Source organism: Paenibacillus sp. GYB004 (assembly GCF_036577605.1).
In the GTDB taxonomy this organism is placed as follows: domain Bacteria; phylum Bacillota; class Bacilli; order Paenibacillales; family NBRC-103111; genus Paenibacillus_AB; species Paenibacillus_AB oceani.
Genome location: NZ_JARBDB010000028.1, coordinates 1 through 14,821 on the forward strand (window position 1 = coordinate 1; position 14,821 = coordinate 14,821).

At 51.9% G+C, this 14,821-nt stretch carries 13 protein-coding genes; 5 read left to right on the forward strand and 8 right to left on the reverse strand.

Going from position 1 to position 14,821, the window contains the following annotated elements:
* Positions 1-330: 330 nt before the first annotated feature.
* From PV433_RS11615 to dnaA, 8 genes are all read right to left on the reverse strand, one after another.
* Positions 331-1,389 carry an HD-GYP domain-containing protein gene (locus PV433_RS11615; protein WP_332072309.1) on the reverse strand — a complete coding sequence of 353 codons (1,059 nt, stop codon included), beginning with the start codon at positions 1,387-1,389 and terminating at the stop codon, positions 331-333.
* A 53-nt stretch (positions 1,390-1,442) separates the two neighbouring features.
* The gene (gyrA, locus tag PV433_RS11620; protein ID WP_190924120.1) at positions 1,443-3,911 is read right to left on the reverse strand and encodes a DNA gyrase subunit A; all 2,469 of its coding nucleotides are present in this window, start codon (positions 3,909-3,911) and stop codon (positions 1,443-1,445) included.
* Between the two features lie 46 nt (positions 3,912-3,957).
* On the reverse strand, positions 3,958-5,868 hold the full coding sequence (gene gyrB / locus PV433_RS11625; protein WP_332072310.1) for a DNA topoisomerase (ATP-hydrolyzing) subunit B: 1,911 nt from the start codon (positions 5,866-5,868) through the stop codon (positions 3,958-3,960).
* A 9-nt stretch (positions 5,869-5,877) separates the two neighbouring features.
* Complete coding sequence (remB, locus tag PV433_RS11630; protein ID WP_190924117.1) at positions 5,878-6,159, reverse strand: extracellular matrix regulator RemB; 282 nt, start codon at positions 6,157-6,159, stop codon at positions 5,878-5,880.
* Between the two features lie 204 nt (positions 6,160-6,363).
* Positions 6,364-7,479, reverse strand: coding sequence for a DNA replication/repair protein RecF (gene recF / locus PV433_RS11635; RefSeq protein WP_332072311.1), 1,116 nt, complete (start codon positions 7,477-7,479; stop codon positions 6,364-6,366).
* Between the two features lie 12 nt (positions 7,480-7,491).
* On the reverse strand, positions 7,492-7,707 hold the full coding sequence (yaaA, locus tag PV433_RS11640) for a S4 domain-containing protein YaaA (RefSeq protein WP_332072313.1): 216 nt from the start codon (positions 7,705-7,707) through the stop codon (positions 7,492-7,494).
* A gap of 14 nt (positions 7,708-7,721) precedes the next feature.
* A complete protein-coding gene (gene dnaN, locus PV433_RS11645) occupies positions 7,722-8,864 on the reverse strand; it encodes a DNA polymerase III subunit beta (protein WP_332072314.1) in 1,143 nt (380 codons plus the stop codon).
* 296 nt (positions 8,865-9,160) lie between these two features.
* On the reverse strand, positions 9,161-10,525 hold the full coding sequence (dnaA, locus tag PV433_RS11650) for a chromosomal replication initiator protein DnaA (RefSeq protein WP_332072315.1): 1,365 nt from the start codon (positions 10,523-10,525) through the stop codon (positions 9,161-9,163).
* A 538-nt stretch (positions 10,526-11,063) separates the two neighbouring features.
* Between dnaA and rpmH the strand changes: the two genes are divergently transcribed.
* The 5 genes from rpmH to mnmE all read left to right on the forward strand — a co-directional run bounded on the left by rpmH (position 11,064) and on the right by mnmE (position 14,806).
* A complete protein-coding gene (rpmH, locus tag PV433_RS11655) occupies positions 11,064-11,198 on the forward strand; it encodes a 50S ribosomal protein L34 (protein WP_110841751.1) in 135 nt (44 codons plus the stop codon).
* A 116-nt stretch (positions 11,199-11,314) separates the two neighbouring features.
* Positions 11,315-11,662, forward strand: a complete 348-nt coding sequence (rnpA, locus tag PV433_RS11660) for a ribonuclease P protein component (RefSeq protein WP_190924109.1) — start codon at positions 11,315-11,317, stop codon at positions 11,660-11,662.
* A gap of 198 nt (positions 11,663-11,860) precedes the next feature.
* Entirely contained in the window at positions 11,861-12,583 is a 723-nt protein-coding gene (yidC, locus tag PV433_RS11665) for a membrane protein insertase YidC (protein ID WP_442951509.1), read from the forward strand.
* Positions 12,580-13,197, forward strand: coding sequence for an RNA-binding cell elongation regulator Jag/EloR (gene jag, locus PV433_RS11670; protein ID WP_332072317.1), 618 nt, complete (start codon positions 12,580-12,582; stop codon positions 13,195-13,197). Before yidC ends, jag begins: the two co-directional genes overlap by 4 nt.
* A gap of 232 nt (positions 13,198-13,429) precedes the next feature.
* Entirely contained in the window at positions 13,430-14,806 is a 1,377-nt protein-coding gene (mnmE, locus tag PV433_RS11675) for a tRNA uridine-5-carboxymethylaminomethyl(34) synthesis GTPase MnmE (RefSeq protein WP_332072318.1), read from the forward strand.
* The last annotated feature ends 15 nt before the right edge of the window (positions 14,807-14,821 follow it).

Genomic DNA, 14,821 nt, shown 5'->3' on the forward strand with positions numbered 1-14,821 from the left:
CGACTTGTTTTGATCTCTTGCGAGATCGTCACTTGCACGCTCGTTGTTCAGTTTTCAAGGAACAAAATGTTCTTTCGTTTCGTTGTCATCCGTTTTGCGGCGACCTCTTTAATATATCACAGTCGCCTATATCTTTGCAAGCTTTTTTTTGAATCTTTTTTTTGAATGCTTGCTGTCGTTTTTGGCGACAAGGAATAGATTATCATGCTTGTCCCCTTAAGTCAACTACTATTTTTACTTTCTTTGAAAACATCCAGCTATCTCCATTGTACCTCGCACAATCGCTCCAAACAAAAAGCGGGCGCATCCCGGCACCCGCTTCGACTATATTTAAATTACTTCCCGAATATACAGTTTCCGTTCAACCGCCAGGTTAATAATCGCCCCGTTCACGTTGACCATCGGACGCGTCGGATTAGCCCGGTCGGTAAAGATGATTTCGCCGACACTGTCGTCGCTCAGTCGTACTACAGTCCCGTTATGAAACTGAGTCACTTTATTGATAAAGGTGGATACAACGGTCGGTTCCAGCTTGCCGAACGACTCCTTCTGTACCTGCTCCAGCACCTGATAGGGCGACTCCGCTTTTTTGTAGGCTCTGTGGCTGGTCATCGCGTGAAAAATATCGGCGACCGCTATCACTTTGGCATAAGGGTGGATCTTGTCCCCTTTGACCGCCATTGGGTAACCGGAGCCGTCCTCCCGCTCATGATGCTGCAGCGCGCACAACTTGGAGCCTTCGTTGAGCGAAGGTATATTTTTGAGAATCGCGTAGCCGTATACGGTATGGCGGCGTACTTCCTCCACTTCCGGCGGGGTCAGCTTTGAAGGCTTGGCCAAAATGGCCGGGTCCACCTTCGCATTGCCGATATCGTGAAGCAGCCCGCCAAGGGCGATCGGCATCCAGTCCTTGCTCTGAAAGCCGTGCCACTTGGCCAGCATATACGAAGTCAGCGCAACCATAATGCTATTGTGGTAAATATACTCCTCCATATTCAGCATCTTGGGTGTAAACGTCAAAATGTTGTACTGCTGAATTTTGGAGATTAGCTGCTCCAAGCCGGTCCGGATCTCTAGAATCGGAATTATCTGGACGGACGAAGAATCTTTGAACACTTTTTTGAGCAGTTGAACCATCTTGTCATATTCGGCATGAAACTGGACTTGGGACGAGTCTTCACTTTTGGCCTCTTCGGCTTTTTCGGGCGACTCCGCCTCCGGCTCTTTGCCTTCGATCATAACCGAAGGAATTAGAAAAGCACGCAGTATATCCAGCTCCCGCGGTGTAACGCTTTGACCTTTTCTGAACAAGAGGCTGCCTGGTTTCGTTAGTACATCCTCGATGATTTTATCGCCAAGCTTCAACTGGGAAACGGGAACGACCGCCATCAAACTTCCCCTGCCTTGCGTATCGGATTATTCAATCGGGCAAAAGCTCGCGCTTATTCTCCGTCTTCGGACTCGGAATCCATATCGATCGCCGCTTCTTCGTTTTTCTCCACCCTGGAGACAGTCGCCACTTCATCATCCTCGCGGGTATGAATGAGTCTGACTCCCTGCGTATTCCGTCCCATTGTATTGATGCCGGACATGCTGGTGCGGATAATCGTCCCCGATGCGGTGATGATCATGAGATCTTCTTCGTTTTTGACGACCTTGAGACAGACGACTGGCCCGTTCTTGGACGTAATATTCAACGTTTTGATGCCTTTGCCGCCGCGGGTCTGAATCCGGTATTCTTCCATCGGCGTCCGTTTGCCGTACCCTTTGGACGTTACGATCAGCACGTCGTCGTTCATGTCCACAACGTCCATATCGATAACAGCATCGTTATCGGAGATCGAAATCCCTTTTACGCCGGTTGCAGAACGTCCCATCGGGCGGACATCGTCCTCCGGAAAACGGATCGACATCCCCATCTTCGTTCCCATAATGATTTCCTGCTTGCCGTCCGTCAGCTTCACACCGATCAGATCGTCGTCCTCCCGCAGATGAATCGCGATCAGGCCGGCTTTCCGGATGTTGGAGTAGTCGTCGAGCGGCGTCTTTTTGACAATCCCGTTTTTGGTCGCGAAGAACAAATACTGCTCGGAATCGAAACTTTCGATCGGAATCACCGCATTAACCGTCTCGCCTTGCTCGATCTGGATCAGGTTAATGATAGGGGTCCCGCGGGCGGTACGGCTCAAATCCGGGATTTCGTACGCTTTAAGCCGGTAGGCCTTCCCTTTATTCGTGAAAAACATCAAATACTGGTGCGTATTCGACACAAACAAATGTTCGACAAAGTCTTTATCTTTCGTATCCATCCCGACGACGCCTTTGCCCCCGCGCTTCTGGCTGCGATAAGTCGTAACCGGCAGACGTTTCACATACCCGGAATGGGTGATCGTAATAATCACATCTTCTTGCGGGATCAGATCTTCGTCCTCGATGCTTTCTTCGCCGATCGTAATCTCGCTGCGACGTTCATCGCTGAACTTCTCCTTAATCTCGCGCATCTCTTCGCTGATAATGGCGAGAATAAGCTGCTCGTCGGCCAAGATCGCTTTGTATTCGGCGATTTTCTGCATCAATTCGGCATACTCCGCTTCGATCTTCTCGCGTTCCAGTCCGGTCAGGCGCTGCAAACGCATATCGAGGATCGCCTGGGCCTGCTCGAGACTCAAGCTGAACCGGTTCATGAGTCCGTCTCTCGCCATCTCGGTCGTACGCGAAGAACGAATTAACGCGATGACCTCATCCAGGTTGTCGAGTGCGATCCGCAGCCCTTCGAGAATATGAGCGCGAGCTTCCGCCTTTTTCAAATCGTACTCGGTACGGCGGCGTATAATTTCCTGCTGATGCTTTAAATAATAATAGATCATATCCCGAAGATTCAGCACCTTCGGTTCACCGTTCACGAGCGCCAGCATAATAATCCCGTAATTGGACTGCATAGGCGTATGCTTGTACAAATTGTTCAGCACAACGTTCGGGTTCACATCCCGGCGCAGCTCGATAACGATCCGCATGCCGTTACGGTCGGACTCGTCCCGCAGGTCCGTGATGCCGTCGATTACTTTATCGCGAACCAGCTCGGCAATTTTCTCGACAAGTCTGGCCTTATTTACTTTGTAAGGAATTTCGTAAACGACGATCCGGGCTTTGTTGTTGACTTCCTCGATGTTCACCTTGGCCCGCATCGTGGCCGAGCCGCGGCCGGTCGTGTAAGCCTGACGAATCCCTTCGCGTCCCAAAATGAATGCGCCCGTCGGGAAGTCCGGCCCTTTGATCGCCTGCATCAGCTCCAGCGGCGTCACGTCCGGGTTGTCGATCATCATCTGTACGCCGTCGATGACCTCGCCGAGGTTATGAGGCGGAATACTCGTGGCCATCCCTACCGCGATCCCGTAAGAACCGTTAACGAGCAGGTTCGGATAACGGGAAGGCAGTACTGAAGGCTCTTGCTCTTCGCCGTCGTAGTTCGGTACGAAATCGACCGTCTCTTTCTGCAAATCCCGCAGAAGCTCCATCGATATTTTGGACAGACGGGCTTCCGTATAACGCATAGCGGCCGGAAAATCTCCGTCGACCGAACCGAAGTTGCCGTGACCGTCGACGAGCATGTAGCGTGTAGAGAAATCCTGCGCCAGACCGACCATCGTCTCGTAAACCGCGGAATCACCGTGCGGGTGATATTTCCCGATGACTTCCCCGACGATCCGCGCCGACTTCTTGTACGGTTTATCCGGAGCCATACCGAGCTCGGACATCGCATACAAAATGCGGCGGTGAACCGGCTTCAGCCCGTCCCGTACATCCGGCAGAGCACGGCTGACGATGATGCTCATTGCATAATCCATAAACGACGTGCGCATCTCTGTGCCGATGTCGATATCTCTTACTTGCGAATGTTTTTCTTCGGACATGGAAACCTCCTGAAAGCTTCTCTAGCAAATCCAATCTGGCAGTGAATTAATAATCCAGGTTTTTCACATACTTGGCGTGCTGCTGGATAAAATCTCTGCGCGGTTCGACATTGTCGCCCATCAGCGTATCGAACAACGTATCGGCTTCAATGGCATCTTGAATGCTGACCTGCAGCATCGTACGGCTCTCCGGATCCATCGTCGTCTCCCACAGCTGCCCGGGATTCATTTCACCCAAACCTTTGTAGCGCTGAACGTTCACCTTTACGCCTTCGCCGAATTCCTGGATGACCGCATCTCTTTGTTTCTCGTTATAGGCATAACGGATCGTCTTGTTCCGCTCGATCTTGAAAAGGGGCGGTTGAGCGATATATATATAACCGGCTTCGATAATTCTGCGCATGTACCGGTAGAAAAACGTCAGCAGCAGCGTCCGGATATGGGCGCCGTCGACGTCCGCGTCGGTCATGATCACGATTTTGTGGTAACGGGCTTTGGCCAGGTCGAAATCGTCGCCGATTCCTGTGCCGAGTGCCGTAATGATCGCCCGAATCTCCGCATTGGACAAAATTTTATCCAGGCGCGACTTCTCTACGTTGAGAATTTTACCGCGCAGCGGCAGGATCGCCTGGAAATGACGATCGCGGCCCTGCTTGGCCGATCCGCCTGCGGAATCCCCTTCGACAATGAATACTTCGCTGATCGAAGCGTCCTTGGACGAACAGTCAGCCAGCTTGCCCGGCAGGGAGCTGACTTCGAGCGCGCTCTTGCGGCGCGTCAACTCTCTGGCTTTGCGGGCGGCTTCCCGCGCTCTGGCCGCTTGGATGCCCTTCTCTACGATCTTCTTGGCAATCGCCGGATTCTCGTTGAGAAACTCTTCGAACTTGTCCGCAAAAAAAGACTCGACGATACCGCGAACCTCACTGTTGCCGAGCTTCGTTTTCGTCTGCCCTTCAAATTGAGGCTCCGGAATTTTCACCGAAATAATGGCCGTGAGGCCTTCCCGTACGTCATCGCCGGACAAGTTGGAATCGCTGTCCTTGATCGAATTGGACTTGCGGGCGTAATCGTTCAAGATCCGGGTCAGCGCGCTTTTAAAGCCCGATTCGTGCGTTCCGCCCTCATGGGTGTTGATATTGTTGGCGAACGAATATATGTTCTCGTTGTAGCTGTCGTTATATTGCAGCGATATTTCGACGTTGATATTGTCCTTGTTGCCCTCGATGTAGATCGGAGGCTCGTGGACCGCTTGCCTGTTGCGGTTCAGATATTCGACGAAGGAGATAATCCCGCCGTCATATTTATACGTATTCGAGACATCGTCCCGCTCGTCGATGAGCTGAATCTCGATGCCTTTATTCAAAAAAGCGAGCTCCCGGATTCGGGACTGCAGCACATCATAGTCGTATTCCGTCGTCTCGGTAAAAATCTCGGGGTCAGGCTTAAACGTGATCGTCGTTCCCGTCTCTTCGGTATCGCCGACAATTTTCAGATCGTGCTGAGGCGCCCCCCGACGAAACTCCTGCAAATGAATGTGTCCGTCGCGCTTTACCTTGGCGATCAGTTGCTCCGATAACGCGTTCACTACGGATACGCCTACCCCGTGCAACCCCCCGGATACTTTGTAGCCTTCTCCGCCGAACTTGCCGCCGGCATGAAGGACGGTCAGGACAACCTCAAGCGTCGACTTTTTCAGCTTCGTATTCTCGCCGACCGGTATTCCCCGGCCGTTATCTATGACGGTAATGCTATTATCTTTGTGAACGATGACCTGGATCGTCGTGCAGTGGCCTGCCAGTGCTTCGTCGATACTGTTATCTACCACTTCCCAAACCAAATGGTGCAGTCCCCGGGTGCTCGTCGACCCGATATACATCCCCGGGCGCTTGCGGACCGCTTCGAGGCCCTCTAGCACCTGGATCTGGCTTTCGTCATATGCGTGTTGGTTGACTGTCATTTGCTTTTGTCACCTACTTCTTTGATTTGAAAATATCTCGACATCGCTCGCCAATAACACATTGGCCCTTTTTTTCAAAGTGGTGGAGGAGATGGGGGAATAGTAGACTTTGGACTTCGTTACGACGAGTGACTTGCATTCCTCTTCACCGATCACTTCGACGTTTCGTTCTTTTTGGGCATGCTGAACAAAGCTTTTCGATATTTTAGAAGACTTCTCGATCGACAGATCGAAAATGGCGATCAGTTCGGACGCGCGTATTATTTTTTCTCCGCCCAAATGAATGAACATGACGAATCAGCTCCCGTTTTTCGCTGTAGGACAGACGTTTATATGCAAAACTACGGCAGGTTCCGGTAATGTCAACGGGTGCGGACTGAGGGGCAATTCCGCGCTAGCAGCAAAAGTCAGAGCAGACTTTGTGGCTTGGAATCGGCTGGCCGGGTGGGGTGCCAGAACGACTTGTCAATTCGCCGTGTAAGGTCTGACAGTGTGCTAGTCGTTGACCAGCTGGCCGTTGCGCACATGAAAAATGGAGGCGTTCCCCAATCGGTTCATCTGTAGGCTTTCTACGCCGGTCGTCGTGATGAACGTTTGCACTTTCGTCTGGAACGTCTCGAGAAGCTGGGTTTGCCGGTAAGTGTCCAATTCGGACAAAACGTCATCAAGCAGGAGAATCGGATATTCGCCCACTTCTTCCTGAATAAATTCGATTTCAGCCAGTTTCAGCGATAGAGCGGTCGTCCGCTGCTGGCCTTGAGAGCCGAAGGTTTGTACATCTTTGCCGTTGATAAAGAAGGCCAGATCGTCCCGGTGAGGACCGTACAGCGTTGTGCCGCGGCGAATTTCCTGGTCGGCTGCCTGTGATAACTTTATCATAAATTGTTCAAATAAGACAGTTTCTTCGAAAGTCTCGTCATAGCCGAAAGAGGGATTGTACGCAATCAAGAGCTTCTCTGAGCCGTTCGTAATGCCGTGATGGATCGATTCCGCCCAAATTTGCAGCTTTTTTATAAAGTTTTGACGTTTTTTCATGATTTTAATACCTAGTCTTGCAAGTTGTTCGTTCCAGACGTCCATCATCGTCGCATTCGGAGCTTTATCGCGGAACGACTGCTTCAGCAAATTGTTGCGTTGAACGAGCACTTTCTGGTATTGGGACAGGTCGTACAAGTAGGACGGCTGCACCTGGCCGATCTCCATGTCAAGGAACCGGCGGCGAATGCCCGGCGACCCTTTGACAATATTCAAATCTTCGGGAGCGAACATCACCACGTTTAACGAACCTATGAAATCGCTCAGCTTTCTTTGCTCCAGCCCGTTGACCTTCGCCCGTTTGCCCTGGCCCGTCAGCGTCAGCTCCAGCGTGCAGGGACCGTACTTTTTGTCCAGTTCGCCGTACAGCATCGTACGGTCCGCGCCCCAGCGGATCAATTCCTTGTCCTGATGCGTCCGGTGCGACTTGGTGAGAGCCAGCACGAATATCGCTTCAAGCAGATTGGTTTTCCCTTGGGCGTTCGGACCGACGAACAGGTTGACGGCTCCTTCGGTAGCGAACTCGACGGATTCGTAGTTGCGATAATCGCGCAGCGAAAGCTTTTTCAAGTACAAAGAACGTTCCTCCTAGCGGCGGGTCACTACAAAAACGCCGCATCCTTCCACTTGCACCCGGTCGTCCCGGTACAGCTTGCGCCCTCTGCGGTTCTCAGCCACATCATTGACGAGGATGGCGGTTTCGAGCAGGAACGGCTTGGCTTGTCCGCCGGTCGAGATGCAGTCGGCTAATTTTAGAAACTGTCCGAGCGTAATATATTCCGTCGTAATTTCTATCGGTTTCATGATCAGTTCTCCGTTCAGCCCGTAGTCCGGTACGGCATGATCAGATGGAGCATGTTGGAATGATCCTCAGGCTTCATGATGATCGGCTGCATCGCCCCGCGGAAACAAATTTGGATATAGTCGCTGTCGATTACTTTTAAGGCGTCAAGCATATATTTGGAGTTGAAAGAAATGCTGAGCAGCTCGCCGGATAAGGTATGAGCGTCGATCTCTTCCTTCACTTTGCCAAGCTCGCTCGAGCTGGAGGAAATTTCGACGGTATTCTCGTCTTTCAGCGTCATTTTGACGATATTCGTCTTTTCTTCCCGGGACAACAAATAAGCGCGGTCGATGGCATCGGCCAGCTTCCTCGTATCGATGGTCAGCTCGGTCTGGAACGACTGAGGAATGAGCTTGGACGTATCCGGGTATGTGCCGTCGAGCATCCGGGTGTAGAACAGGATCGTATCCATCTTGAACAGCACCTGGTTGTTCGCAACTACGATATCGACCATCATATTTTGATCGGGAAGCAGCTTGTTCAGCTCGTTCAGGCTTTTACCGGCGATCACAATATTTTGGAAATTCAGGCTGTTGTTCGAATCGATATGCGATTCTCTGGAAGCCATCCGCAACCGGTCGCAGGCAATCAGCTTCAGCCTGTCCTGACTGAAATTCCACAGGACGCCTGTGAGGATCGGGGAAGTCTCGCTGGTGGACACCGCAAAAGTCGTCTGGCGGATCATCGCTTTCAGCAGATCGCTGGAGACGTTAAGAACCTCATTTTCCTCGAGTTGAGGCAGAAGCGGATATTCCTCCGGATCGAGTCCGACGATTTGGATTTCGGCGGAGCCGGAACGGATCCAGGTCAGGAAATTTTCTTTGACCTCGATCGTTACATCGCGGGACGGCAGCTTTTTGATGATTTCCGTAAAAAATTTGGCGGGCAGAACAACGCTTCCGGGTGTGATGACTTCAACCGTAGCGGTCCCGTCTTTTTCTGGCGGGATGAAGCTTTGGATTGAAATCTCGGTATCGGAGGCGGTTAGCGTGACTCCGTTCGGCTGGACGTCTATTTTGATGCCGGTAAGGATCGGGATTGCCGTCCGGCTGGAGATTGCTTTGGAGACGTGCTGGATCGATTCGTTCAAATCGTCCTTCAAAATGTTCAGTTTCATCAATTTCAACTCCCGGTTCTAAAGGATTCCGCTTGCTGCATAGGATGGAGTACATGACGAATGTCCCCGGAGACAGGGGAAAGCGGGCGATGCGAATAACGCATGCCTGGTTCCGTATCATTCGCCGAAATACAGGTCTCGGAACTCGTTGGGCGAACACGCCCTTTTATTCATAAGTATATATCTTTTATAGTGCACGTAGTAGTAGGCGCCCTGAATATGTGGATAAGTGTCGAAATGACCTGACGGATAAAGCCTATCCACATGTGAATAGATTGTGCATAGGCTTCAAGTTGTCAAGAGGACGGATTTTTAATTTTGTCGGATATCGTCTGAATAATCTTGTACAAGTCCTGATCCTGCTGGACGGCCGAGGCGATTTTCTCATGGGCATGGATAACTGTCGTATGATCGCGGCCGCCGAACGCCTCGCCGATCTTGGGAAGCGAATAGTCGGTCAGCTCGCGCGACAAATACATCGCCACCTGTCTCGGGAAAGCGACGGCTTTCGTCCTTTTGCGCGCTTTGAACTCCTCCAGCTTGAGGTTGTAAAATTCGCCGACCTTCTGCTGGATGTCCTGGATCGTGATCATCTTGGGCCGGCTCGACGGAATGATGTCTTTAAGAGCTTCGGCCGCCAGATGCGTCGTTATGTCCTGGTTAATGAGGGAGGAATAGGCGACGACGCGGATCAGCGCGCCTTCGAGCTCCCGGATGTTCGTATCGACCTGATTGGCGATATAGATCATCGCTTCGTTCGGGATATCCAGGTTCTCGGCCTTCGCCTTTTTGCGAAGAATCGCAATACGCGTCTCGAGATCGGGAGGCTGAATGTCCGTGATCAGTCCCCATTCGAAGCGGGAGCGGAGCCGGTCTTCCAGTGTCGGGATCTCTTTAGGCTGGCGGTCGCTCGAGATGATGATCTGTTTCCGTTCCTCATGCAGCGCATTAAACGTATGGAAAAATTCTTCCTGCGTCCCTTCCTTGCCGGCGAGAAACTGGATATCGTCGATCAGCAGCACGTCGATCGTCCTGTATTTGTTGCGGAAATCTTCGCCGCGGTTGTCTCGGACGGCGTTAATGAACTCGTTCGTGAATTTCTCGGACGAGATATACAGCACGCGCGCTCCGGGGTTATGCTCCATGACATAGTGACCGATCGCATGCATCAGATGCGTCTTGCCGAGCCCTACGCCGCCGTATAGGAACAGCGGATTGTATGATTTGGCGGGCGCTTCGGCGACGGCCAGCGAGGCGGCGTGAGCGAAGCGGTTCCCCGTACCGATGACGAAAGTGTCGAACGTATATTTCGGATTCAGCAAATTGTAGATGCTGCCGTCTTCCAGCGCCGGCGGCTGCCGGACAGGCTGGGGAGCGGGAGTCTGCGGGGGTTTGGCCGCAGGAGCCTCCGTATCTTGCAGCACGAACTTCACTTCGACTTCCCGGCCTGTATATTCGAACACGGTATGGGCAATCATTTTGGCATAACGGCTCTCCAGCCATTCGCGGGCGAAATTGTTCGGAGCGCAGATCGTCAGCTGTGTTTCAGTGAACACGGATGCCTTCGTCGATTTCAGCCAAGTGTCGAAGCTAGGTTTGCTCAATCTTGTTTGGATTACGGACAACACTTGTTGCCATAAATCGTGGGTAGATCCGTCCACAGTTTGTTCACTCCTTATATTCGTTGCCGGTCGGACGCCAAAACAGGCTATAGAAATCATCGCAAGGATGATGTCGAAACTTATCCACATAAGTCGCAAAAGCGGGAAATTTGAAAAAATCGAAAGGGGAAAATTGTTCACAAAGTTATCCACAAGCTGTTGATAATCCGAGGGCGATCGAAGACTGTCCACAACCGAAAACAATATCATGATAGCAGAATTGGCGCGTGTTTTCAAACATTATCCACAATATCAATCCCTTGTGCGTAAAAGTTGTCAACAGCACTACATATTGTTTATACGCTGTGTAGAATGCGACAAAATCCGGTTTTGTTCCTTATAAAGTTATGCACAGGTGGACAAACCGACGGCAAACGAGCTTTTGCCGGGCTGTGGATCCGTCGCCGAAAAAGAGGGAGAGAGCCGCACAAAATTTTCAAGTAGCGGCGAATTGACTTTTGGGGGTGGAAGTGATTTAATGGATAGAGGCGTTTTTGGACGACCGGAAGTTTCGAAATCCCAAGGGGAGGTGCGATAGATGGGTCCTACATTTAAACCAAATGTAAGCAAGCGCAAGAAAGTGCACGGCTTTCGCAAAAGAATGAGCACGAAGAACGGCCGCAAAGTATTGAAAGCCCGCCGCCAAAAAGGAAGAAAAGTTATCAGCGCGTAACGGAAGGCCACTTCAAGGTGGTCTTTTCTTTTTATTGCGGCCCTTTGGCGGTTTATTTTCGCGATCAAGTGTGAACGATAGATTCGTATGCGTTTTCGAAACGATGGTGACTGTAGATGGAAAAAGAACTGAGGCTGACCCGCAGGGAAGATTTCAATAAAATATACCGCTACGGCAAATCGGCGGCTAACCAGCAATATGTCGTGTATAGTCTGCCCAATCCGAGAATCGAGAGGTTCCGGATGGGAGTGTCGGTCAGCAAGAAACTGGGGAGTGCGGTTGTGCGCAACCGGATCCGCCGGGTGTTGAAGGAGATCGTTCGTCTGAACGAGCAGAAGATCCGATCCCATTACGACTTTGTCGTGATCGCCAGAAAGCCTGTGGTGGAGATGGATTACCAAGCGATGGAGAAGAGCCTGATGCACGTTCTGAAACGAGCTCAAATGATCCGAAATCCGTCGTAACGAACCGGTCCGGCTTGTGGACAAATTATTTTCTTTGCCGTCCAACATGTGGTATAGTTGAAGTTGGATAGGAGGGCCGTTTCACGTCCGTTTCGGTGCCTTTCCCGAGCTATCCGGACAGGAGATTTCCGCCGGAGCAGCTTAATAGATAAAGATTTTAGGAGGACGTTACTTTTGGCCCGTCGTCGTATACAACTTATGCTGCTCTTTGCGGCTGCACTGCTCGTGCTGTCCGGATGCAGCACCATGTCGCCGCATGACAATCCGATTAACCCGGAGAACGGGATATGGGACCGCTATTTCGTGCATCCGCTTTCTACATTGCTGGACTGGTTCGCCAACAATATGTGGGGCTCGTACGGCTTGTCCATCCTGGTCGTCACGATTATTATCCGGTTCCTGGTGCTTCCGCTGACGCTGAAGCAATACCGCAGCTCCAAGGCGATGCAAGCGATCCAGCCGGATATGAAGAAGATCAAGGACAAGTACAAGGACGATCCGAAGAAACAGCAGGAAGAAACGATGAAGCTGTTTCAGAAGAACGGCGTCAATCCGCTCGCCGGATGTTTGCCGCTGCTCGTACAGATGCCGATTCTGATTGCGCTCTATAACGCGATCGTTCGTAACGGCGAGATCAGCTCGCACACGTTCCTGTGGATGCAGCTCGGCACGCCGGACCCGTACTACGTGCTTCCGACGCTTGCGGCCGCCACAACCTGGCTGCAGCAAAAAGTAATGGCTACTCAAATGACGCCGCAGATGCAAAGCCTCATGATCATTTTCCCGATCCTGATCTTTGTCATGTCGATGAACTTTGCTTCGGCTTTGCCGTTGTATTGGGTCTACAGCAACATGTTTACGGTCGTGCAATCTTATTTTCTATACGGTAGATCAAATCAAAAGGGTGGCCTATCGAAATGAAAACAATCGTTGTCACGGGTAAAACGATCGAGGAAGCAATAAAATCCGGACTGGCCCAATGGAATGTACCGCCGGAGAGGGTGAAGACGCAGGTGCTGGAGCAGCCCTCCAAGGGGCTCTTCGGCCTGATCGGCGCCAAAGACGCGAAGGTGGAGCTGGAACTGATCCCCGACGCGCTGGAGGAGGCCGTCGCGTTTCTGGAAGACGTCTTTCGGACTATGAGCATCCAAGTGAAAATCGATCGTGAACATACCGATGACGGCGTACAGTTTAATTTGAGCGGCAAGGAGCTTGGCATATTGATCGGCAGAAGAGGGCAGACGCTCGATTCGTTGCAATATCTGGTCAATATCGTAGCCAATCGGTATTCGAACTCCCATTTGCGGATCGTGCTGGATGCGGAAAATTTCCGGGGGCGCCGGAAGCAGACGCTGGAGGAGCTGTCGGATCGTCTCGCCAAGCGGGTCATCCGCAGCCGCAAAGAGGTCGTGCTGGAGCCGATGTCTTCGCAGGAACGCAAAGTGATTCACTCACAGCTGCAAAACCATCCGGATGTCAAGACGTTCAGCAAAGGGGAAGAGCCGAACCGAAGAGTCGTTATCGCACTGAGATAGGAGCGGCGATGGATGACCGACTTGTCGCGCTCCATAGCGCGCGTATTTCATGCAATGACTTCGTGTAAGGCGGGAGTCATTGTTTTTGTTTATTTATCAGAAAATATATCGTGGAAGTGGCTCTACATCTCGATAACCCCCAGCCTTCAAGACGCTGGCAGGCGTTTATCCGGGTCAATGGAGCAATAGCGGACAGTAAGAAACGGCAGCAAGAGAAAGGTGGTGTACGGATATGTTAACGGATACGATAGCGGCTATTGCGACTCCGGCCGGCGAAGGGGGCATTGCCGTGATCCGCGTAAGCGGCCCCGACTCGGTGGAGCTGTCGGATCGCATCTTTTCATTTAAAGGCAAGCTGCAAGACGTTCCGACCCATACAGTTCATTACGGCCATATCGTCCATCCGTCGACCGGAGAGAGGATCGAGGAGGTGCTTGTCACGGTGATGCGGGCGCCTCGTTCCTTTACGATGGAGGACGTCGTGGAGATCAACTGCCATGGGGGCATTATTTCGGTCAAAAAGGTGCTTGATCTCGTCCTGGAGCAAGGCGTGAGGCTGGCGGAGCCCGGCGAATTTACGAAACGGGCTTATCTGAACGGACGGATCGATCTGACCCAGGCCGAAGCCGTTATCGATCTGATCCGGGCCAAGTCGGACCGGGCATTCAAGATCGCGCTGAAGCAGGTCGAGGGGACGTTATCGAAGCAGGTTAAAGTGCTAAGGCACGGGCTTGTAGAGCTCATGGCGCATATTGAGGTCAATATCGACTATCCGGAGCACGATGTCGAAGAGCTCACGAGCAACTATATTCAAGACAAGTGCAGCGAGTCGATTGCGGAGGTCGAACGGCTGCTCCGCACGGCCGAACAGGGGAAGATTCTCCGCGAAGGAATCGTAACGGCGATCGTCGGCAGACCGAACGTAGGCAAGTCTTCCTTATTAAATGCGCTGGCGCAAGAGAACAAGGCGATCGTCACCGATATTCCGGGAACGACGAGAGATGTGATAGAGGAATACGTCAATTTGAACGGAATACCGCTCAAGCTGCTCGATACCGCAGGTCTCCGCGAAACGGAGGACGTGGTGGAGCGTATTGGTGTGGAGAGGTCGAGAAACGCTCTGACCGACGCCGATCTGATCCTGCTCGTACTGAACCGCAGCGAACCGCTTCATGAGGAAGAATACCGGCTTATCGAGGAAGTCCGGGATAAGCAAAGCATCGCGGTGCTGAACAAGTCGGATTTGCCTCCGGCGGCCGATTTATCTTATATAAAGGAAAGGTTTCCGGAAGACCGGATCGTGATGATGTCGGTTAAGGAAAACGATGGGCTCGACCGGCTCGGGAAAGCGATCGGGAAGTTGTTTTTCGGCGGTCAGCTGGAATCGAACGATATAACGTATGTAAGCAATGTACGGCATATTCACCTGTTAAAACAGGCGCTGCGCTCGTTAGAGGAAGGCCGGAGCGCCGCCGAACAGCGGATTCCGATCGATATGATTCAAATCGATATCCGGAGTGCCTGGGAGAGCTTAGGGGAGCTGGTCGGAGACTCCGTAGGCGAGTCGCTGATCGATCAGATCTTCTCCCAGTTCTGCCTTGGAAAGTAATTTATGGATTTTATA